Annotated in this window: 19 protein-coding genes; 5 read left to right on the forward strand and 14 right to left on the reverse strand. The window is 42.3% G+C overall.

The window, feature by feature from the left end; all coding sequences use genetic code 11:
• The first annotated feature begins 270 nt into the window (after positions 1-270).
• On the forward strand, positions 271-1,179 hold the full coding sequence (locus QZ938_RS01720) for a MoxR family ATPase (RefSeq protein WP_293347034.1): 909 nt from the start codon (positions 271-273) through the stop codon (positions 1,177-1,179).
• 192 nt (positions 1,180-1,371) lie between these two features.
• On the opposite strand, the gene QZ938_RS01725 is transcribed toward QZ938_RS01720, so the two are convergent.
• The 3 genes from QZ938_RS01725 to QZ938_RS01735 all read right to left on the reverse strand — a co-directional run bounded on the left by QZ938_RS01725 (position 1,372) and on the right by QZ938_RS01735 (position 4,320).
• The gene (locus QZ938_RS01725; protein WP_293347037.1) at positions 1,372-2,586 is read right to left on the reverse strand and encodes a glycosyltransferase; all 1,215 of its coding nucleotides are present in this window, start codon (positions 2,584-2,586) and stop codon (positions 1,372-1,374) included.
• 412 nt (positions 2,587-2,998) lie between these two features.
• Positions 2,999-3,625, reverse strand: a complete 627-nt coding sequence (locus QZ938_RS01730; RefSeq protein ID WP_293347040.1) for a hypothetical protein — start codon at positions 3,623-3,625, stop codon at positions 2,999-3,001.
• A gap of 68 nt (positions 3,626-3,693) precedes the next feature.
• Entirely contained in the window at positions 3,694-4,320 is a 627-nt protein-coding gene (locus QZ938_RS01735; RefSeq protein WP_293347043.1) for a hypothetical protein, read from the reverse strand.
• 170 nt (positions 4,321-4,490) lie between these two features.
• Between QZ938_RS01735 and QZ938_RS01740 the strand changes: the two genes are divergently transcribed.
• Positions 4,491-4,973 carry a hypothetical protein gene (locus tag QZ938_RS01740; protein ID WP_293347046.1) on the forward strand — a complete coding sequence of 161 codons (483 nt, stop codon included), beginning with the start codon at positions 4,491-4,493 and terminating at the stop codon, positions 4,971-4,973.
• 46 nt (positions 4,974-5,019) lie between these two features.
• Here the strand turns inward: QZ938_RS01740 and QZ938_RS01745 are convergent, their stop codons facing one another.
• The 8 genes from QZ938_RS01745 to QZ938_RS01780 all read right to left on the reverse strand — a co-directional run bounded on the left by QZ938_RS01745 (position 5,020) and on the right by QZ938_RS01780 (position 15,286).
• A complete protein-coding gene (locus tag QZ938_RS01745) occupies positions 5,020-5,607 on the reverse strand; it encodes a Uma2 family endonuclease (protein WP_293347049.1) in 588 nt (195 codons plus the stop codon).
• A 151-nt stretch (positions 5,608-5,758) separates the two neighbouring features.
• Positions 5,759-8,041 (reverse strand): TIGR03986 family CRISPR-associated RAMP protein, encoded by a 2,283-nt coding sequence (locus tag QZ938_RS01750; RefSeq protein WP_293347052.1) that lies wholly within the window; start codon positions 8,039-8,041, stop codon positions 5,759-5,761.
• Between the two features lie 18 nt (positions 8,042-8,059).
• Complete coding sequence (gene csx19, locus QZ938_RS01755; protein WP_293347055.1) at positions 8,060-8,641, reverse strand: CRISPR-associated protein Csx19; 582 nt, start codon at positions 8,639-8,641, stop codon at positions 8,060-8,062.
• Positions 8,638-10,125 carry an RAMP superfamily CRISPR-associated protein gene (locus QZ938_RS01760; protein WP_293347058.1) on the reverse strand — a complete coding sequence of 496 codons (1,488 nt, stop codon included), beginning with the start codon at positions 10,123-10,125 and terminating at the stop codon, positions 8,638-8,640. The genes csx19 and QZ938_RS01760 overlap by 4 nt, the downstream gene beginning before the upstream one ends.
• Positions 10,125-11,684: a CRISPR-associated protein Csx10 gene (locus QZ938_RS01765; RefSeq protein WP_293347061.1), complete on the reverse strand. Its 1,560-nt coding sequence runs from the start codon at positions 11,682-11,684 to the stop codon at positions 10,125-10,127. Before QZ938_RS01765 ends, QZ938_RS01760 begins: the two co-directional genes overlap by 1 nt.
• Positions 11,681-12,349, reverse strand: coding sequence for an RAMP superfamily CRISPR-associated protein (locus QZ938_RS01770; RefSeq protein ID WP_293154616.1), 669 nt, complete (start codon positions 12,347-12,349; stop codon positions 11,681-11,683). Before QZ938_RS01770 ends, QZ938_RS01765 begins: the two co-directional genes overlap by 4 nt.
• Positions 12,312-13,988 carry a hypothetical protein gene (locus QZ938_RS01775; protein WP_293154613.1) on the reverse strand — a complete coding sequence of 559 codons (1,677 nt, stop codon included), beginning with the start codon at positions 13,986-13,988 and terminating at the stop codon, positions 12,312-12,314. The genes QZ938_RS01770 and QZ938_RS01775 overlap by 38 nt, the downstream gene beginning before the upstream one ends.
• Positions 13,985-15,286, reverse strand: coding sequence for a DUF1887 domain-containing protein (locus QZ938_RS01780; protein ID WP_293154610.1), 1,302 nt, complete (start codon positions 15,284-15,286; stop codon positions 13,985-13,987). The genes QZ938_RS01775 and QZ938_RS01780 overlap by 4 nt, the downstream gene beginning before the upstream one ends.
• Positions 15,287-15,369: 83 nt before the next feature.
• Here QZ938_RS01780 and QZ938_RS01785 point away from each other — a divergent pair, with 83 nt between their 5' ends.
• A complete protein-coding gene (locus QZ938_RS01785; protein ID WP_293347064.1) occupies positions 15,370-16,776 on the forward strand; it encodes a TIGR03985 family CRISPR-associated protein in 1,407 nt (468 codons plus the stop codon).
• Here QZ938_RS01785 and QZ938_RS01790 read toward each other — a convergent pair.
• A complete protein-coding gene (locus QZ938_RS01790) occupies positions 16,739-16,894 on the reverse strand; it encodes a hypothetical protein (RefSeq protein ID WP_293347067.1) in 156 nt (51 codons plus the stop codon). The genes QZ938_RS01785 and QZ938_RS01790 overlap by 38 nt on opposite strands.
• 346 nt (positions 16,895-17,240) lie before the next feature.
• On the opposite strand from QZ938_RS01790, the gene QZ938_RS01795 reads away from it, so the two are divergent.
• Both QZ938_RS01795 and QZ938_RS01800 read left to right on the forward strand, forming a co-directional pair.
• Positions 17,241-17,567 carry an MgPME-cyclase complex family protein gene (locus QZ938_RS01795; protein WP_293347070.1) on the forward strand — a complete coding sequence of 109 codons (327 nt, stop codon included), beginning with the start codon at positions 17,241-17,243 and terminating at the stop codon, positions 17,565-17,567.
• Entirely contained in the window at positions 17,564-18,301 is a 738-nt protein-coding gene (locus QZ938_RS01800; protein ID WP_293347073.1) for a hypothetical protein, read from the forward strand. Before QZ938_RS01795 ends, QZ938_RS01800 begins: the two co-directional genes overlap by 4 nt.
• A gap of 428 nt (positions 18,302-18,729) precedes the next feature.
• Here QZ938_RS01800 and QZ938_RS01805 read toward each other — a convergent pair whose 3' ends face one another.
• Both QZ938_RS01805 and QZ938_RS01810 read right to left on the reverse strand, forming a co-directional pair.
• Positions 18,730-20,925, reverse strand: coding sequence for a tetratricopeptide repeat protein (locus tag QZ938_RS01805; RefSeq protein ID WP_293365335.1), 2,196 nt, complete (start codon positions 20,923-20,925; stop codon positions 18,730-18,732).
• Positions 20,926-21,385: 460 nt separating this feature from the next.
• Entirely contained in the window at positions 21,386-22,312 is a 927-nt protein-coding gene (locus QZ938_RS01810; RefSeq protein WP_293347079.1) for an Rpn family recombination-promoting nuclease/putative transposase, read from the reverse strand.
• Between the last annotated feature and the right edge of the window lie 163 nt (positions 22,313-22,475).

Raw genomic sequence — 22,475 nt, forward strand, 5'->3', positions numbered from 1 at the left:
TGAGAATAAAAGAACAAGCAATTAACAACTAGCAATTAGCCAAGTAAATTAACGTAAGTAACGTAAAATGCGGAACGCTAAAAAGCTAAAAGCTAGCTGTATATTTCTTCATTCCTTCTTCCTTATTGCTGATGACTCATAAGAGGGCGGGCACGGGGGCACCGCCCCTACCAACTGACTAATGATTAATGCCTAATGACTAATGACTGATGACTAATGACTGATGACTAATGACTAATGACTGATGACTTCTACTTAAAAATCAGGGATATGAGAGAACATATTGAGCGGCTAAAACAAAATCTCGGTAAAACTATTGTCGGTAAAGCGGATGCTATTCGCTTAGTGCTGGTAGCCGTGCTTTCCGGGGGACACGCGCTGCTGGAAGATGTGCCTGGTGTCGGAAAAACGCTGTTAGCGAAGTCTTTAGCGCGATCGATCGATGGGAAGTTTCAACGCATTCAGTGTACTCCCGATTTGTTGCCAACCGATATCACCGGTACTAATATTTGGAATCCTAGCAGCGGCAAGTTTGAGTTTTTGCCGGGCCCAGTTTTTGCTAATGTTTTGCTGGCAGATGAGATTAATCGGGCGACGCCTCGCACTCAGTCGGCTTTGCTGGAAGTGATGGAAGAAAAGCAGGTGACGGTAGATGGAGTTTCTCGGAATGTTCCGGCGCCGTTTTTTGTGATTGCGACTCAAAACCCGATCGAATATCAAGGCACTTTTCCGCTACCGGAAGCGCAGATGGATCGGTTTACCTTGTCTTTGACGTTGGGCTATCCCGCTGCGTCGGAAGAGTTGCAAATGTTGCAACGGCTGTCTGATACTTTTGCTGTTGAGGATTTGCAGCCTTGTATTTCGTTGGAAGAGGTGCAGGAATTGCGCCGTTTGTGTGCTTTGGTGCAGGTGGAAGGCTCTTTGAAGCAGTATATTGTGGATTTGGTGCGATCGACTCGCCAGGATGAAGAGATTACTCTAGGGGTGAGTCCTCGCGGTGCGGTGGCTTTGTACCGAGCATCTCAAGCGTTGGCATTTATTTCAGGGCGGGATTTTGCTACCCCGGATGATGTGAAGGATTTAGCGCCGCACGTACTTTCTCATCGGTTGATTCCGGCGGGCGGAAGAAAGGCGAAGACGATTGTTGATAAGTTGTTGAAATCTGTTCCAATTCCTTAAAAAGTTCGTAGTAAGGACTTCAGTCCTCTAGTTCGTAGTAAGGACTTCAGTCCTCGGTTTGTAGTGAGGACTTCAGTCCTCTGTCTAAATTTTAGTCAATAAGGACTAAAGTCCTGACTACAAACTTTTTTAAGGACTAAAGTCCTGACTACAAACTTTTTTAAGGACTAAAGTCCTGACTACGAACAATTTTTATGATGATTGTTCAATAGATGCTTGAAATAGCGCGACTAATTTCTTTGCTTCTATATCAACATTATGTTGTTGAGCAACCCGTTCGGCTCCTATTTTCCCCATTTCTTCTAGCTTTTCCAAAGGTGCTTCCAATGCCGCGCGCATAGCAACAGCCAATGCTTCTACGGAACCGGGAGGAACTAACCAACCGCAAACACCGGGTTCTACGAGTTCCGGGATACCAGCAACATAGGTACTAATTACGGGCCGATTGAGGGCGAGGGCTTCCATAATTACGACGGGTAAACCTTCAGCAAAACTCGGCAATACCATGGCGCGGGAAGCTAAAATCTCTTTCTGAACTCGATCGCCACTGGCCCAGCCGGTAATTTCTATATAGTTTTGCAGATTGAGTTGTACAATCTGCTGTTCAATTTCAGCTCGCAGCGGCCCGTCTCCAACAAATACCAATTTAAACTCCAAGCCTTGAACAGCTAGCTTGCTGGCGGCTTCTAGTAGTAACAAATGACCTTTTTGTTCGCTGAGTCTCCCGATGCAGGCTAAGCGGGGTGCTGCGGGTATGGGAACGTGGGGTGCGGCTAAAAATGCTGCATCGACGCCGCAGTGTATGACGTTGATTTTTGACCAATAAGCGCGATCGCACCACCGAAATAGCTGACTTTTGCCGAAGGAACTGACTGCTGCTACAAAGTGCGATCGTTTAATTTTTTCATCTAAGGAAAGAAGTGTAGCTTTATCAAATTCTTCAGGCCCGTGAACGGTGAAGCTATAAGTCGGGCCGCCCAGCACGCGACATAACATTGCAACAGTTGTGGAATTTGTGCCGAAGTGGGCGTGTACGTGTGTGGTACCGGATTCTGCGAACCAGTTTAAAAGAACGCAAGCTTCTGCGAAATAAGCTAGATGCAGCAAAATCCCGCGTTCTGAGTGTAAGCCAACTTTGAACATTAACCGCAAAGCTTCGAGGAATCGAATTGGTCTAGTTGCGGCAGTGCGGAGCAAGCCCAACGCTAATCCCTGTACGCCAACTCCTAGGATAACTTTGGTCAATTCTTGTTCTTGTTTGTCTGCGCCGTCTACGAGTTCGGATTCGCAGGATCGGATCGAGTAACGCCCGACTTTGATGCCGTAAGTTTCGACAGCCAGGAGTTCTCTGCGGACGAAGCTGTGGCTGACTTTGGGGTATTGGTTGACTAGATAGGCGATGTTCATGAACGGGGTAGAAATTTTTATGGTAAAACTTAGACCAGTCTAGCCTTATGGGAGGTGAAGGGCGATCGCTTTTGGTGGAATGGGTGCGGCGGGGGCGATCGTAGAGAAAGCGAATCACTGCACAAATTTGAGACTTTATAATATTTTATTTGACGCCTGGGATAGTAAAGTCATTTCTGCTATTTTAGGTATGTAGTTGGGCTTTAGCCCTCTTTCCTAATCTTATAAAGGAGGCTCAAGCCCAACTACGTACCTTCGCCCAAGTGCGAGCCGACTTTTGAGCAATACTTTTGGTAGTTTAAAATTTCCTGTCCAGACAATAAAACCACCCTACCTATCTATCGGGGCAACCGGGTTCTTAAAAAAACCTACAATAATTATGAAAATGATGAGAGGATTGCTATACTACTTTTCAATTCTGACTCGCTATTTCAGCATCCAGCAGCAATTCACACTGTTGAAACACATAATTAATAGCGGCAAAAAGTTTATCTAATTCTTGAATCGTATAAAACCTTTGATTGCGAGTAAAAACATTAGATTTGAGTTTGCCAAACTGCCATACTCCACCATTCGAGACAATCCCAAAAACATCTTGCTCTGGATTTTCATTCAGTCGCTGTGCGGCAATCATTTCAGCCATACACTGCGCCCATCCTGCCTCAAAATTATCCTGTTTTGCTTCAATTAACAAAAAGTAAGGTTTGTCAAACACAACATTTCCCAACGGAGACTTTTTCGCTAATATATACTCTGGAAATCCTGAAAGCTTTTCGTCATAGGTTAAGGATTTGTGACTCCATAAGATAAATTTTTGGCGATATTGCTTCCAAACTTCCTTTAAAACAGGATAAATCAGATTTTCGCAAATGGCATATTCCGAACAGTCGGCTGCACCATCTTGCATGACTATTTCCAAGTCTTCTCGGAAGTAATTGGGGATGTTGAATTCAGTTTCAATAATAAAGTTAGATTGGGTGTAGCTAATCTGAAACTCTTTGACAACGGCATCGATGGTTTTGTAAGCGCTGAATGGCATAACTAATTACCAGATTGAGGTTGCGTATTTTATTGAGCTGATTTTAGCATGGGAAAGGGCGATCGGCTTTAAGTGCGATCGGCATTTTCAGCATCCAGCAACAATTCGCACTGTTGAAACACGTAATTGATAGTTGCAAATAGTCGATTTAGATCGTCAATTAAGTAAGACTGTTTGTTCTTAGTAAAACTATTGGACTTCAATTTTCCAAACTGCCATACTCCTCCATTCGAGACAACCCCAAACACATCTTGCTCTAGATTTTCATTCAGTCGCTGTGCGGCAATCATTTCAGCCAAACACTGCACCCATCCATTTTCAAAATTATCTTGTTTCGCTTCAACTAACAGAAAGTAAGGTTGTTCAAACACGACTTTTCCTAATGAAGAACGCTTAGCCAAAATATATTCAGGAAATCCAGAAAGATATTGGTCATAGGTGAGAGATTGATGACTCCACAAAACAAATCCGCTATAATAGCGCTTCCAAACTTCTTTGATAACTGGATAAATCAAATTTTCACAAACTGCAAATTCAGAATTGTCAACCACTCCCTCTCGCATTGTAAATTCTAAATCTTCTCGAAAATAGTCAGAGACATGAAACTCTGTTTCTACTATGAAATTAGATTCGGTGTAGGTAACTTGAAATTCTTTGAGAACTGAACTGACGGTTTTGTCAGCGCTGAAGGGCATAATAACCTCCCAAATTGAGGTGAGCTAATGTACTTAGACTATTTTAGCATGGGAAAGGGCGATCGCCTTTGATAAGATAGGGCTGTATTAAATTGTGCAACAATCTGCACGGTTTTGAGGAGTTGCAGTTAAGCTCGTTGGAATAAACACCAATAACTGAGGTGAAATTAATGATAAAAGTTCGAGCGATCGCCTTGGCAACAGTTTGCACTTTACCGCTTGCTTTATCTCTATCATTTGCAGCAAGGGCAGACAAACCAAACCAGCCGTGTCAAGCTAGTTTAAATACCAGCAAGGGCACTGACGACGAGGTAAACAACTGTCCGATAACCGTGGGGCCGTTTTCGATTCGGGGAACATTTTCTAACTCGAAATGGCAAGCTTCTTTTTGGGCGTGGGAACCGGCTTATTACATCCTTTACGTTAAAAACCAGCGAGATGGTAGTAAGATTAACCTAACAGGTTTTGATGTTAAGGGTACGACAAGCAGACCGCAATATCGTTTCACCGATCGCGATCGAGGTATTACGTATATTGTAACTTTTCAATATTCAGACCGGAACGCGATCCGATTGGAAATTTATAAAAACAATGTGGCGATCGCCAATGAATTGCTGGTACGGGAATCAGACAAACTCATCGGTGGGCCTTGAGGAAGATTTGAGCGATGTCTTCTGTTTAGGTTGTGGCTGAGGCGAATTAGTCAGCCTCTAACTCTTGTTCAAAGGTAACGCCTTCATACACAAGGTCGATCGCACATTCAAACTCAATACTTGCTAGGGCGATCGGCTCTCCAGCTTCATACTGACAGTAAAACCACATTTTACCTTCTCCTCGACGATAAACTTCAACGGTTATTTCTTCTGAATCAACTAAGACGTATTCTTGCAAACTCGGAATCTGACGATAATATTTGAGCTTTTTTGTGCGATCGTAATTGGCTGTACCCGGAGAAAGAACCTCAACAATAACTTTCGGGTGTTGAATAAAGTCGCGAGCTTTCAAATCATCGGGATCGCAACTGACAACTAAATCAGGATAGAAATAGCGACTATTTTTACGCGCCTGAACTTTCGCATCTGACACATTAACTCGACAGCCTCTCTGACGAACATGAGGTCTTAGTGCAGTATAGAAGTTAAGAGCAATGTCATTATGAGGTAGAGATCCTCCTGTCATCGCTAAAATTTCTCCGTCAATGTATTCATGACGAAATTCTTGCTTGGCTTCCCATTCTAGGTATTCTTCAGCCGTCATTTTTTGATAGTCTTCACGAATAGCGATCATAATTTGCTCCTGGATGCAATCTATTCCTATTTTGACTGACTATTAATTTTTTGTGATACTGGCCGTTTTTTGCAAGTGTGTGGGATGTGCGATCGGCCTTGGTGGGATGGGGAGTGGAAAGGGCGATCGCTGCTAGTTACTCCCGATCGTGCTACTCCAGACGCTCATATTTTTTGATATTGCCATTTTTTACCTCTGTAATTCTCAGTTTGACAACATCTCCAATAGCCAATGAAATAGACTTTTTATAAAGTTCTTCTGTCTTCCCAAGCTTTGAGCCGTTGACCTCATAGGTAATCGTAGTTTTGTTTTTTTTGCCGTCTATAACTTTGGTCACAATGTCTAAAACTATAGCTTCTACAATTTGACCATCACAGAATGTATTTACTTGGTCAGATTGAGGAAGGTTGACAGGTGGTGAATTAGCGATGCCGGGTGATTCCTGGTTTTGGGGAGTTATGGGAGATCGTCGAACAGGGCGCGAGCCTCCGGGCTTCTCTATTACCTGCAATGGTGTAGGTAGTACGCGCCGAGTTTTATACTCATTCGGATCGCCGTCTAATGGTTGTTGTTGCCGTTCAATTTCCATGTAACGTGTTTTATCTGCTGAAGGGCTATCTTGCCAACTCAGCATTGCTAAAAGCATTTGAATACGCTCAATATCTCTGAACTTTCCAGTCTGCCGAATCTTTTCTAGCACATAATTTTCAAAAAGTATTGGATAATCTAGGTTGTCTTCAAACTCTTCGCCACTTGCCCAATTAAGACCGTCGAATAAGCTACTGTAGCGTCGGTTGCGCTTGCTGAGATACAATTTTGACTCAATCTTGACTGCTCCCATTCCCAAAGGTTTTCCCATCCCTAATGACAGGCGATATTTTTCATTTTTAGCAAGATCGAGCACCCATAATAACGCCCCAAGTTCTACATGAGTCAAATTGTCAAAGTAAATAGTGAAGTGAAAATCAACTCCAGGCTTGATTGGCTTAATTTCTGTTTTTTGCGTATCCGAAACATCATCTGGATTTTCATGTTTAATTGTCGGAGATGAGCCTTTATGCCAGTAGAGCTTGTGTCCCCTGATAATAGTGTCTTCATCTGGCTTACTAGCATAGTGTTTCAAATCGTTTTTAGCATGACTGGTTTGAACTAAGTAGTGTTGAAAAGTAGTTGGTTTAGGACTGGCAAGAATCTTAGGTGTGATTGTGTTGTCAGTTAACCATATATCGTCACGGGTAGTTTGTTTACAAATTGCATCACTGATAAATACTCTCCCAGAACGGGCTTGGGCTTGTTCTTCTCCTAGTTGCTTATCTTTGATAAAGCCAAAAATAGCATCAGCCAAGTCTATTTTATCAGACTTACCTAAACCATAAGGAATAAAATCAACTGCTGAAGCAGCTTTTCCATCACCTTGATGAGAATATGGAATGCGAAAATTAGGACTGTGACCAAATAAAGTTATAACCTTTTCATTTGGTTGTGGCTGACAGTAAAAGATGGGCAAACTATCTTGTAAAACTCCTAAATTACTATCAAAGGGATTCGACTTTTGAAAGTCAGTAAGTGCATCGCAGTAATGCTCAACAGCAATAGGGTCAATTTCTAATCTATTTGGACTTGGACTCTGCTGAAATACTATACAATGATTGCGGCGGGTGGTTTTCTTAGAAGAGTCATCACTTTGTTTCATATTACCGCTGCTGACTAACATCCCGTTATTCATTGGATGAGTATTAGGCGGGCTAACATCCTCTGCGAAATAACGGTTATTCTTGTTTTTATTGATATTCTTAAAGCTAACGGGGATGTGCTGAGGTAAATATCCCGGCTCATCCATTTTGATTAATTTAGGAAAATCAACAGTTGACAAATCTTCCTCTTTAACCCAAGCAAATGTAACGCCTTTGAGAGATTTTGCTGGACAAACAAACCAGCGATCGCCTTCTTTTTTTAGATAACCAGCCTTGACCTTTTGAGGATTTATATATTTCTTGTATGCTTGAGCTAAAGAATCATCATTTTCAGTAGTAGCAACGGCCCGAAAGAAAAAATGTTGCCGATCCGATACTCGCTCTATCTTGCTAAAACTAATAATTTCAACAAGCGTTCGTAGCATTCCGCGCAAGCTACTACCAGGAATGACAGGCTGTTGAGTTTCAGCAGTTGGATTGGTGTAGAAAAAGTCTGGCAAGTCTTTAGCTTCTTTGCCATCTTTAAATTCTTCTGTCGTTAATCCGCAGCGAATGTATAGAGGTGATGAAGTAGTTAAAGTACAGTCAATTTTTCCAGTGTGACGCTTTGGATCGTAGCAGTTGCTTTTGGGCAGATAATCTTCAGTCACTTCTACCACTCGATCGGGTAGTTCGACAAAATTGTAAGGGGCGATCGCCTGGCGATTTTCTGGTATTTGTCTCAAATGTTTAGGAGCCATAGTAAATCCTCAATATTTCTAGTTTTTCTGAGTTTTTAAATCAACAAGACGGCTGAGATATATCCGAGCTATACCTGTATCATCACAAGTAATGTAGTGATGTACTAGAAGACGAACTGGACGTTTTTTTCCTTCTTTATCAAAAGTAATACCTGTTAATGGTACGGCGTGTCTGAGTCCCTGAGAACCATCAGAAAGTAAGGTAAAGCCTTCTCTCTCTTTTCCCTGCGTTCCATAAAGAATTTGGCTTTCTGTGATTTTATCCTCTTCTGACTTACCAATCAAACGCCATTTCCACTTCACTCCACTCTGCCAAAGGAAGACTTCACCATTTTCACCAAATACACGACATTGTTGCAATGTCAATAACCGTAGCTTGGGAAAGCAAACATGAAAATTAGGTTTGTGAAATATCTTTTCAGCAGTGGTGAGTTTCCAATTATTTAACTCATCAAAACGACCCCAAATTACCCCATCATCAGCATGACCTAACAAATAAGGTAGTTGATAAGACTTCGCTTGCTCCTCTAGCCAACTGCATAACTCATCGTCATTAACGAATTCTTTAGTTTGAGATGAACAATCCATCGCATCCTTCATACCTCTACCTCCTTCCCTAAATGTACCAACAATTCTTCGACAAATCCTTGTAGCGTCTCTCTAACTGATTCTCCCGAACCCCCTTTGTCAGCTTTATTGGTAACGTGCAAGTTTCCATTTTCCTCAGAAATTTCCCATTGTTGTGGATTTTGTGGATGATGATGTATTAAGTCTGCCTTGATTCCTTTTAAACGTCCTCTCCCAATACTGCTTTCACCTCCAACAGGTAAATCGCTTGTCCACAAATCTTTCAGCAAGAGTAACAGCAATCCAATTTCATAATCCTTTGGATTCCGTAACTCTAGCTCGATACAAACACGAGTTTCATCACCACCAAATATAGGTTGTTCGTCAAATAATGCGCCGTGATAAGCACCACCTGTAAAACGGTCGATAGCAATCCTATTTTGTACTAAGTCGGTTGTATCTTTAATAACTTTCTCGTGAACTACCAAACGACTAGCTTGAGATTGCTTGCCAGCCACAAAACCAAATAACTTATCGACAATTGGCGAACAACTACCAAATGTTTTGACAATACGCTCTGCTCTGTGACGCAATACTCCTGCTAAACTTGTACCGGATAATATTGATTGTGACTCGGATTCGTTAGGTCGATGAGATTTCAAGTGTACGACATCGGGTGCGCGTCCTGTCGAATCTTGACCGGAACGGATGAGGAGTGAACCTACTAAGTTGAATGTGGCGTGGATGAGGAAGCGATCGCGCTGATCCTTCTCATTCTCTAATGATACTCCCAGAGCAGTAGCAATTGATGAATAAGTTTCGCGATCGGGTAATAAACCTCTATGCCAATGTTCAAACTTTAACCATGCCATTCGCTCATCAGGATTTTCGAGGTGAAAGTTCCAAACCTGCCAGTTTTTGACATGACAGCTACCAAAACCGCGCCGCTTTTTCATACCAATACTGATGTCGCCATGCTCTAAACCTCGTAAAACTAATGCCAACAAGTTAATTAATGCTTGCTGTTGACTTTGACTGAGATTTTTTTCTATCGACAACTCAAAGCCTAGCTGAAATTCGGTTCCTGCTGCTAACAGTTCTAAATCGTATTTTTGACCTTTCTTTGCAGTACCTGTTATCGATTCAATTGCCACACCATCTCTTAATTCTATAACAGGAATCTTGCTGCTAATAGCATCATTGATAATTAATGGACTTTTTTCGCCGTCAGGATCGCGACGAGTTCCACCGAATAGGGTAGTAGCCCGATCGCAATTTTGTTCGCCTGCACCATACCCGTGTTCGCACTCGCGCAAGTAGTTACGCAAAGCACCTGTAATCGATGCACCAGTTAAAAGGGCACAGTCACTAACACTATCTCGTAACAATGCTAAATCCGTGGGACTATCTGCATCACCGCTTCCCAAGCAAGTCGGCGTATCTAAAATTAAGATGCCGCGTACAATGATGCGTTTGGCGATCGGATGCTGATTGCGGTTTAGGCGTTCTTGATTCATTATTTTTTCTCCTTAGTTGCCTTCTTCGCTACCGCCATAATCAGCCGCAGCGTATACTTTTGGGCTAGCTTATCTTGTCTAGCGCGATCGTCATCAAACCTTCGATCTACATCAGCAATTTTTACTTCGATTCCATTAATCCAATCTCCCGGATTAGCTAACCACTCGTCTAGTTGTTGTCTGAATGATTTATTGCCGATTTTTGTGCGATCGAATTGATTGCGAGCATTAGATGGCAAGTTATTTAGAAGAGATAAAAGCAAGTTGCAGTCACCTGTTGGAAGTGCCTGTTGTGCGACAGACTGAAGTCGAGAAAGTTGACTATTGCTAATACCATCTTGCAAACTTAAATATCCAACTTGTTTCTGAAGTTCCTGTTCTAGTTTTTGCTCCAACAATCTTTGTGCCATCTGTTCAGCTAAAAGGCGGGATACTTCATCTTTCAAAGGTGGCAAACTAGATGTATTAGATGAACTTGGGAAAATAGCTAAAAAATGTTCTTTTTTCAGCCCATTTATAGCAATTCGACCAAAACCATCTTCTCTTCTCTCTCCAATTCCATAAGCTTCAAGTTGTTTAATTTGTGATTCATTAATCTCAATACCTTCAAAAACGATCGCAGTTCCTGCTGCTAATGCTGGCACTTGAGGTAAAGGCAATCCCCATTTACGGTTAAATCCACCAATTAAAGTGCTACCAGCAAAAATATTGCTAGTTTCAGGTAATGAGATTTTTAACACTTCCTCGACAGCTTGTTTAATTAACATTGGATCGGCTACAGGCTGACCGCATTCATTCCTTAAAAGTGTATCGCTCAAAAGTGTAATGCTTAAATTTTCATCATTTTCACGCTCTTCTGCTGGAATTCCAATTTCATCCCAATGATTAATAATTTTTAAGTCGATAATCTTGGTATGTCCGTATCCGGCACTTTGGGAACCTCCTAACCAGATGTTTGGTTCGGTGACTAATAACATCTGAAGTGTGATTGCGTCTCTATCTTCGCAGAGGATTACTGATTGAAACTTTTGTCCCGCATCTAGGGCGTCGTAGCGGAAGAGTTCACCTTGATTGTCTGTAGAACGTCCTTTTTGGCGATCGCGAAAATTATGAATATTAATCCGTCGCTTGTCTTTGTATAATTTTACCGCTCCCCGTTCCTTTCTCCAGAAGTATTCACCAACAGATTTTGGAGTTTCTGGATTGTCTCCTCTCTCAATACTGAAATCATAGACAGTAATAGGCGAATTATCCTTAAGTTCTGCATCCTTATCCTTGAACCAAGATAAAGGCAAAGGAAGAGTGCGTTGCTTTTCCTGACTCAAAAGATAAGCATTTAAGTAGCGCGTACTGTTGGCATCGAAGAACAATCGCTTCACTTCTTCATTGGTTAGATCGAGTTCTGACAAGTGATGCTGCCTCATGTAACGCCCAATAATTGCACCGCGAATCATGCTACCCGGAATGTAAGAGTATGATACATCGCTGTTGGGATCGCCTTGAAATGAAGTAGCGAGGATTGGTTGCTGAGTATGTAATGTTAAAGTAATTGCTTTCATGCAACTTTCTCCTTAATTTCTTGTCCAAAATAGTTGGCGTAGCGATGCGTAATGTCATCACCGTTTACATCATGCAACGTACATTGCACATGACCGCGACCTCGATTGCGTCCGCTACCCAAGCGCCGAAGTGCTAGGGAACCTACGGCTATAAGTGACAACATCTCATCACTTGGCATCTTCTCAAAAATCAAGTCAGAAGTGAAACAAAGGTCGCGCAAAACTACACGAAATGAACGCAAACTACCTTCATCGGGTGTACCGGAATGTGGGTCTATAGAAGTTTGACGACGGATAGTTGTTAGGGAATCAAGTACCTCTGTTTTTGTTAAAGTTTCATCCTTAATCTGGAAAGCAACTGCTTGACGTAAATCCTCTGGCAAACAAGCATCACCTACATGAACTGCGCCCGTTGTCCCTATGGTACTGCCCAATGTACCGAACAAATCGCAAGCAACTCTTTCCCAAGATGGGCGATGATTAGTCAACATTGCAATTAAGTTATCGCCTTCTTCACTCAGCAATCCCTTGAGAGTACGTCCCCGCAAGTACGGAAAACCAAAAGGATCGTGTTCCACTTCTTGGTCAATTAAACCTGCGACTCCATCTCCCCGTCCAAAAGTTGTATCACTCAGCAGTTTTATTTTCAGTCGGTAAATCGGCATTTGATTCTTCCCTCAATGAGATATAAAAATCCATGGCTTCAATGGCATCAAAATAACCACAAACTCCATTCAGCCAACCTTTCTCAGCTAAACTTTTATTTTGACCGCCAAATTCTGGAAAAAGAGGTAGTTGCTCATCCTTGATTCTGTAGTTTTTGAGAAACTTCTGCGTTCCTTCAATTCCTTGACGCAGTACATCTCTTAAGGCAATCACCTTATTTCGACGATTTTTCCAATCTTCATCTTCATTTAAGTGTTTGACTACTTTGCTGAAACCTTGCCAAGTACGCCAATCGCTATCGATTTCTTTTTTCAAACTAATAGGTCGCATTGACAAACTACCTGCTGGTACTTGAAATTCGCGATCGCGAATCTCAGAAATTGACCCAATTAAGCCACTGGCTGCCAAATGCCAATCCAAAGCTGAGAAATCTTCTTTACCATAGTCTTTCCTTTCATCTTTAACAAAGCTTTTAGCTTTTCGGCACAAATCTTCGCTTAGTTGATAAGCTCGTGCAAAGGGATAGTGAGTTTTAACAACACAAATTCCAGCACAAGCCTTGATAGGCAGACCATCGGCAATGGGCTGGTTTTCAAGTGCTTCAAGATAAATTGCAGCCAATTCTAGCCCTAAGCGTCCATCACAAACAAATGTGACATCATCACCACCATAAACTAGAGGACGAAATGGTAAGTAATTATCTCTTATTTCAAACTGTCCCTTTACCTTTCTCTTCCCATCTGTATCTACATCAATGGAATTAACCAGTACCTCTACCACTTTTTTGAGTGCATTGATGCCAGCCTGATTAACACTGTAGGAAAGTTTACGCATGGCGATGATGTAGTTGCGATTAGACAGCTTTTCGCCAAATTTTTGAAAGCGTTTTCCCATGCTATTGCCATCAGCATGAATCACAGCAACATAGCTGGAATCCCCTTCCGAACGACCCATGTAGTCAGTTTTAAAGGGAAATTCGTAAATTCCTGAAGTAGTGTTGAGTAATTTTTCTCGAAGTTGACGGTTTGCTAAAGGAACAGCGTCCAGTTTTTTCTGGATTTCTCTAGAAATAAGATAGGGTTCATCATCTTCAAATTTTGCACTTTCACCTACAGCAACTAACTGAGTCGATCGACAAGTTGCAGTCACGCCCAAACCCAGCAATGGTGCAGAGGGTATCCGGCTGCGCTTTTTGGAATCCAAGTCATTTTTCATCAAATTCTGAACGATATCATATAGAGATTGACTATCCCAATCAAATTCTTGATGAACAGCTACAAGATTAATTCCTGGTGCTTCTTCTAAGATTCGCTTGCTCAAAATTTGAGTAAATTGCACGGCATATTCCTTGTCTGAAAACAACAATACTGTATTGCCACCACCTGCATAAACTAATTCAGCAGCTAATTCATCATCTTCAATGTAAGGTTTTGCCTCTGGTTGATGTTTCTCAGGATCGAAAGCGTAAATTTTTTGCTTTATTTTTTCTTTCAATGTATCTAAAGCATTTCTCCCCCAGTTGTCCGTTGCTTGAGAGACTAGGTAGGATGCACCGATATTTTCGCGCAAGCGGTTACTCCCAAAAATGTACGGTTGAATTCCAGTGGTGTCTAGTACAGTGACAGTAAATTTTCTCATTTTGCACTTGCATCCTTATCGTTTTGCTGAATCCATGCTTCAATTTTGCTCGATAAATCCATTAAATAGTCCCGCCCAAATACAGCTATCTTTTTGTCATCTAGTACCGCTAGTTCAGCTTTGAGTCCATCAGGTTCGTTAGTACAGCAAATTAAAGCTACTCTTGCCTCATCTCCACCCATTTGCCGCGCCCGTAAGTAGGCTTCAAACAGCTTTACTTTACATAAGTCTCTTTTGCTAGTTGTTGAAACAGAAATTGCGAAAAGCTGATAACCTCGTGTAAACGCCACATCGAATTCAAATCCGTCTCTAGTTCCAGTAAGAGGAACTTTAAAATTAACTCCATAGTCCTTGATGGAATGTCGATCGGCAATATTTTTGACTTGTTGCAAAACATGATGCTCTAGCCAGAAACCATCGAGCCAATCACAAAAATGCTCTAATTTACTGAACATATTTTTATTTTGCACTTCTTTTAACGACAGCTTATTATCAGATATAATATTTTTTGAACGAAATGCTGTCAATATTTCTTGAGGTAATTTTTCCAGAGGTATTGCTAACTCTAGCAAAGCTGTTTGGCTCTTCCAATCACCGCAATCACCATTTTTTTTCTTCTTACGTGCCTCTTCACGGAAGATGCCATAGTACCAATCAAACCATTGCTTTGCTTTATGTTCATCCTTAAAGACTTCGGCGAGTGCTGCGGCTAAATCTGGTAAATGGGCTTCTTGTGTAGGATCTGCTTTCAACTCTAAACCGTGAATTTGAAAAAGTTCTGCAAGTTTGACTTGCAGCAATTCTGGTTTAACTTTAAGAGTAATGCGAGCGCCATTTTCTCGATCGATACACATCTCCAATCTACGGGGGTCAAGATAGCTAAACACAGTCTGGGGAAGCTCTTTGCTCAAAACTGCTCTGTAAGCGTGTACAGCCATCGCCTTCGTACCGCCCGTATAATTCAATCCAATTTTTCCATCCTTGATAGTTTCTAACTTAGAGCGAATTGCCTTTTGAATCTGATAGGCATCGGCTTCGCCATCGTTGAGCGGCACAAGTTGAGCTGTCTTTAAACCAATTGGTTCGCTACTCAATATTGTTTGCAGACGCTTGGCTGGCTTATCTGTAGCAGTCGTATACACAAGGTAGGGTGTACCTCCTGGATTTAACAAAAGTCTCGCCGCCACATAATTTGGCAAAGGGTTCTCGCCAATCAGCAAAAACAGGTGGTCAACTTTGTACTTGTCGAACTCAGATGTACTCATAAAGCCTGTCTCTCCGTCTTGCTCAACTTTCACGCCGATTATGGCATTCTATCGGAAGGGGGTGCTTCCGATCGCCCTTAGGCTATAAAAACACAACACCAATTCCTCAAACCACCGTGCACCCAACCTTTCCCAATCCCCCCAACCCCCAAATTTTACAACAGTTAGCCAACGGCTCGATCGACCAAATGCAAAATCTCACCCGCGCCATCCGGTTATGGGTTTTGTTAAATTGGCTTTACAGCGACGAAGGATATAATGCCCTTGCAAATTCCTTTACCTATGCTGATTGGCGCGCCGCTTTCTTTGGCGAGAATTACAAAGATGAAAAGCAAGAAGATATTGCCAACTATCCAGACCAAAATTGTGCTTCCAACAAAACAACGCAACAGTGGTTAATAAAATGGGATGTGTCTGTAAAGGAGTGGCGGCAATCTTTACAAAAACAGATCGCAATTTCCGATCGCGATTTAGACGAACTCTTGGCAGAAAAGTTATTCGCTCAAGTCCGCAAATCTCTGCAAAATGATTTCGATTTGTTAGTGAGTCGGAATTGGCTGCAACTAATCGCTGATGCTCCTGGCAGAAGTAAGAATTATCGCCGAATAGAAACAATCCCGTCAATCTTTAATCGATCGGAAAGCTCCAATTTTGAGAGCGATTTGAATTCTAAAGCACAGATTTATTTGGATATGTTTAGTTTTCTCGATCCTAGTTTACCTTTGTTAGCTGAACAAGTTGTAGCAGCAGGAGATGAAGATAATCATCGCGTATTTTTATATGTTGATTATTTAGTACCAGAATCCAGTCCCCTCGAAGATGCTGTCGAGCAATTTCAAAGTGAATTGCAGGAAATTTGGGATTCGGGAAACATTACTCCTTTGCTGCTTACCTATCGCAGCGCTCATCAAAATCTGATTAAAGAATGTGTCGTCTATCCAGTTTGCATTTACTTTATGGAACGAGCTAAATATTTGTGCGGCTATGGTAGCACTCCGAAAGGTGATATCAATTGGTACAAATATCGGCTCGATCGCATTATTTGTAAACGCATAGAACGGCTAGATTGGCAAGATACCCGCGTACCGCAATTGTTAAGGGAAAAATATCGGGAAAATAACCTGCCAACTCCCAAAACAGTTAATGATTTGTTAAAAGAAGCTTGGGGCTGCGATTTTTATAAAGAAACAGCGCTGATGGTATTGCGGTTCGATCGCACTTTTGCTCAATCCTACCTGCAAGGAATCGCCATCCACAATACTTTTACCGCCATAGACTGCGATCGCGCCGCCACATTAATCAAACAATATACTCCCAACCCAGACAATCGACAGATTCTTTTAGATATACTTCAGTCTCGTCCTAGTACCGATATTTACTACCAAGTTAAGTACCGACTTACAGACTACTATGTCGTCAGATGGTTGCGAGCCTTGGGTTCACAAGTTGAAGTTTTACTACCTTGGGATTTGCGGCAAGAAATGGTTAGAGAAAGTCAAAATACTTGGAATTTGTATAAATAATAAAATAGCACAAGTTGATCGCAAGGGGCGATCGCCCTTTACGGAACGAATCTCCGTAGCGCGATCGCCGATCGCCCCAAGCGACACACCAAGCAATACCGATCGCAATACTGTCCATATGCAAACCACTCCTCATCCGGTATGACAGCCCAAGATTGCCTTAATAATTTGTAATTCTTTAACGTGCAACTATATCTAATTTACTATTGTCACCTAAATTTTCCACAAAAATCAACCCCCAGAAAAATAATCTCCAACTCCCCCAACTTCCCTCAAACCAATCATTTTTCAGACATAACTGGCGCTGCACCTACCCAAAATGACAACAAATAAGGTAAAGTAAACGGCACAATAGTCTAAGGTTCTCGAACTGCCACAACTCGGCAAATTCACCCTTAATCGACAAAACTCACAGATACAGGCGACATTCACCGCCAACTACCAACCCTTAACAACCGACAAAAATGCAAACCTACTACTACGTTTTAGCCAGCCAACGCTTTTTGCTAGAAGAAGAAGCCCTTGATGAAGTGTTTAAAGAAAGAACTCGCAACTACCACGAACAAGAAAAACAAATAGACTTCTGGTTGGTCAAACAACCCGCTTTCCAGGAAGCACCGGCAATGGCAGAAGTTAAAGCGAAATGCCCTCAACCAGCAGCAGCTATTGTTTCCACAGATCCAGTGTTCATTACCTGGTTGAAACTGCGATTAGAATATGTCCTGACTGGTGAATTTCAAGCACCGTCAGCAACTATTCCCGATGCCCTCGCATCCCTACAGACAGCATGAATAAACAACCAAAAAAATCCACAGCGGAGTTAGGAAAATTTAGGGGAAAATTGTACAATTTTATTGTGTCTGTTCCCCTATTTTCTGCTACTTCGATCGCAATTTTGACATTGACAATTTTAGCGAGTTCTGCTAAAGCTCAGTCAAGCTGCGAACCACCGAAGTCCGACGAATATCTACTGTTGATTGTTACCCGAACACCGGAACAGCAAGAAAAAGCAAAACGCTCTTTTCCCGGAAATAATGACAATACAGTTTGTCGGTACATTAACGATACTGTGACGCGGGTTGGTGGGTTTCGTAACTCGCAAATTGCGATCGATTGGGTTAAATACATCAAAGATGTTGTCGGATTGCAAGCTTACGTAGTTCGATCGCCCGCAGCAGCACTTCCCCAAAACCTGCCAGTCTACAACCCCCAGCCAGCAACAGGTTCAGAACCAATCGCCAATCCCCAGACTGGGAATAGTGGGTTCAATCCCCAAGCCCTCGGCCCCGGTTATGCCGTGTTAGTAGATTACTTCAATCAACCGGAATTAGCCGGCCAAGTCAAGCAAGCATTGGGTACCCAAGTAGGCTTAGCTTCCTACGGCCAACGTCCCTTTTTATTCGTTGCTTATACAACGGATCAAAACGCTGCTACTGCGGCGGTAAAAGCATTGAGCGATCGCGGTTTTTGGCCGATGTTGGTAGACAGCCGCCGTGTTACGGTAATTAGTCCTGCTGTTAGGTAAAACTATGTTTGTAGATAAGACGGCGAATAGAATTCGCGCCTATACAAACGATGTCCGCCTCTGCTGATTAAAGAAAATAACGTAATTCTACTCGCCCGGTTTCTTCAACCCGCGCAGGCGGGTTTTGTTTGTATAGACGCGAATGACCTTCGCCCGGTTTCTTCAACCCGCGTCGGCGGGTTTTGTTTGTATAGACGCGAATGACCTTCGCCCGGTAACGTAATTCTATTCGCCCGGTTTATTCAACCCGCGCAGGCGGGTTTTGTTTGTATAGACGCGAATGACCTTCGCCCAGTTTCTTCAACCCGCGCAGGCGGGTTTTGTTTGTGTAGACGCGAATTATATTCGCCCAGTTTCTTCAACCCGCGCAGGCGGGTTTTGTTTGTATAGACGCGAATGACCTTCGCCCGGTTTTGCTAATTAACAATTTATGGTTTTTGGGGCGGCTGTGGGCTGATTCCGGGCTGACTTTCGGCTCGCTTTTTTGCTTCCATTGCGGCTCCATAATCCGGCTTGTAGCGGATTGCTTTGTCATAGGAGGCGATCGCATCTCCGAATCTTTTCACCGCTACAAGGGCGTTACCGCGGCTGTACCAGGCTTCCGAATATTCCGGCTTGACATAGACAGCTTCGTTGTAAGAGGCGATCGCATCTTCGTACCGCTTCAAATTGTACTGAGCATTACCTCTATTGTACCAGCCTTGAGATTCTTTTGGATTTAAATCCAAGGCTTTGCTGTAACACTCAATAGCTGATTCGTACTTGCGTAACTCGTGGTAAGACCAACCTAAATTATACCAGGCTTGATGATAATCCGGTTTTAATTTAACAGCTTTTTCGTAAGCTTCTACTGCTTCTTCATGGCGGCGCATTTTCAGCAAAGCGATGCCTTTACTGTACCAAGCTTGATAAAAATTAGGCTGAAACCGCACGGCTTTTTCGTAAGATTCAAAAGCTTCTTGGTTTTTGTTCAATTCTAAGAAAACATTGCCTAAATTGTACCAAGCGTCTGAATTGTCGAATTTAATTTCAACTGCTTTTTGATAGGATTCTACAGCGCGATCGTACTGTTTCAAATTTTGGTGAGCTTGTCCCCGATTGTACCACGCACGGTACAAATTTGGCTGAAAATGTACGGCTTTTTCGTAGGATGCGATCGCCTCTTCGTACCGCTGCGAGTCTAATAAAGCATCGCCTCTACCTTCCCAGGCTGCGGGATAATCCGGCTGGATTTTCAAAGCATTGTCAAAAGATGCGATCGCCTCCTTGGACTGCTGCAACTTATCCAAAGCATAACCGCGTCCCGTCCAAGCTTCTAAATATTCCGGCTTTAATTCTATTGCTTTATCGTAGGCTGACTGTGATTCCTTGTATTTTTTCAACTCATATAAAGTTTTAGCTTTTTCCTGCCAAACTTCCGCATAATCCGGGCGGAGAGTTATGGCTCGCTCGTAAGCTGCGAGAGCTTCTTCAAATCGGCTTAAATTGTAAAGAGTAATCCCTCGATTGTGCAAGTCAGTTGCATTTGCCGAATTAAAAGTATTGACACCATAAATTGATGCTATAATAGTGATACCAATAAAACTGGCGATCGCGCCAATTTTAAAATATAGTTTTTGCTGCGGTTTAGGCAGCTTTTTTGCAGCAACAACCGGAGGTAATATTGGAACAGTACCGCTGAAAGAATTTTGCAACTCTTTAATAGCTTCCAGTGTTTCACCGGCGCTCGAATACCGCTGCCGAAAATCGTACTTTACCATCCGATCTAAAATCTTGGCAAATTCAGGACTCACCGATGCTTTGTCGTGCCAAATAATTTCCTCTGTATCGGGATTTTTCGGCATTTGGTGGGGATTGATGCCCGTGAGAAACTGAATTGCGATCGCACCTGCTGCATAAATATCGCTGCTGAGTTTCGGATTGCCGTGAGATTGTTCGCTGGGCATATAACCGGGAGTACCGATGCTCACACTTAAGCTATTCTTGGGCTGAGGATTGGTGATTTGAGTAGTAATTTCTTTAACTGCGCCGAAGTCAATTAACACTAACTTACCATCTCGATCTCGGCGCAGGATATTGCGCGGATTGACATCGCGGTGAATCACATTTTGCTGGTGTACGAAATCTAAAATTTCCAAAAGTTCCTGCAAAATTCCAATCACTTCATCTTCTTTCATACCTCCAGCATTTCTAGAAGAACCCCCCCCAGCCCCCCCTTGGTGAGGGGGGGAGCCAACTCCAGCCACCCCTTGGTGAGGGGGGGAACCAACTCCAGCCCCCCCTTGGTAAGGGGGGGTTTGGGGGGGTATAATTTCTTGACTTAAATCGTGGCCTTCGATAAATTCTTGAACTAGATAAAACTCTTGATTTTCTTCAAAGTAAGCAAAAAGTTGCGGAATGCGATCGTGATTTCCCAACTTATATAATACTTGTGCTTCCGTATCAAACAAACGTCTTGCTATCTGTAAAGTTTCGGGATCTGTTGCTTGAGGTTTAAGCTGCTTGACGACGCACAGGTGATTACCTGGTAGCTGCTTATCTTCAGCTAAATAAGTTTGAGCAAATCCGCCGCCTCCCAAGTGACGGATGATGCTGTAACGAGTGCCGAGTGTGATTCCAAGCATGAAGTTTACCAGAAAGAATTAGTTAAAAGCCTCTCCCTTTGAGGGAAAAATTAAAATCAGACTATTCATTACTCCAATCCTCCGACTTCTATGTAGAGGTCGCTCTGCTTCGGCTAACTGTCAACTGTCAACTGTCAACTGTCAACTGTTAAACTGATATTTCCTAGTTTTTCTCCCCTTTCGGAGTAAAACATGGGTTTGGGGAGAGGTTTTGTATCTGATTCAGTTTAACTAATTTGCGATCGGCTTTACAGCAGAAAGTCTATCAAAATACCAGTAGATTCTGCCGACAAGTGGTAAAATCGTCAGTGCATCATGTTGGTAGTGACAGTTGCAGTTTAAAAAATCATCTGTTCACCATTTGAATTGTATCTCAAAAAACAATCCAACTCTTGTGGGGTGGGCTTCTAGCCCGCCCCTAATAGGCAATGTTTATTTACACAACAACTTAGCAGTCAGTTTATTGAGAATTAGCCTGCAACCAAGCTGTTAAATCTTCCGCGCTTGAGAAATCTAACAGGGCTTCAGCTAAATTCTCTAATTTGTCGATCGACAATTCCCCGATTCGGGTTTGAGTATCCGGGTTTAGTTGACCTAAACGGCGATTCAGCAAACGCATAGTGAACTCTATTTGTCCTTGTTTCTTGCCTTCTTCCCTGCCTTCTTCCCTGCCTTCTTCCCTGCCTAAAGCCACAGAACCCTGCTGATCTTGAATCAAAAACTCTTGACTCTGCAAGGTGTTAAATTCCTCTAGTGTTAAACCAACTTGATTGGCAATTTCAAAAGCTTTTTGAATTTCGGGGACTGTAGCCATTATTTGAGGTACTTCATTCAAGGTGCTAGTGGTTTTAATAAAGTAAACCCACTTATCCGCGATTGTTTCTAATTCCTCTAATCCTTTCTGGAATTTGGGCAACTCTACAAAAACTAACTCCATCTGATTTTGGGGATAATCAGACAGGCGTATTTTTTCTTTGAAAACAAAACGCGAAATCACGTCTTGAGAATCGTTAAACATTTCAAAATCTGTGATAGTCAAAGCAATCACAGGCCGCAATTGCCGATAAAATTCTCCCATTGTTAGTTGCAGTGCATAAGTTTTGGCAGCATTGTACAAAACCCGCTTGCTAAATGCCTGCACGTTCAAAACTTGCATTTCGATAATTACGAATGTGCCGTCGTTTAGTCTGGCTTTGACATCTAAATAGCTATTTTTAAGTTCGACTATCGGGGGGAGTAGAGAAGGATCGATAATTTCTAAGCTTTCAATAATTGCTTCCCCATCATTGAGCAGGGCATTCAAAAAACTAATCAGAATATCTGTGTTTTGATTCGAGCCAAATATTTTCTTGAAGGCAAAGTCTATTTTGGGATTGATGAATCTCATATTATTTTTTTCACCTCAGATATTTAGAGTGCAGGCTGTACGCTTTACTTTGATTTAACATGGTTGAGACGCATGGGCGAGAAACCCGGTTTCTATGATTTTTGGCAACAATAACGATAAATCTACCAAGAAACCGGGTTTCTGATGCGATCGCGAGTCAGTC

The sequence above is a fragment of the Microcoleus sp. CAWBG27 genome (genome assembly GCF_020883145.1).
GTDB lineage: Bacteria > Cyanobacteriota > Cyanobacteriia > Cyanobacteriales > Microcoleaceae > Microcoleus.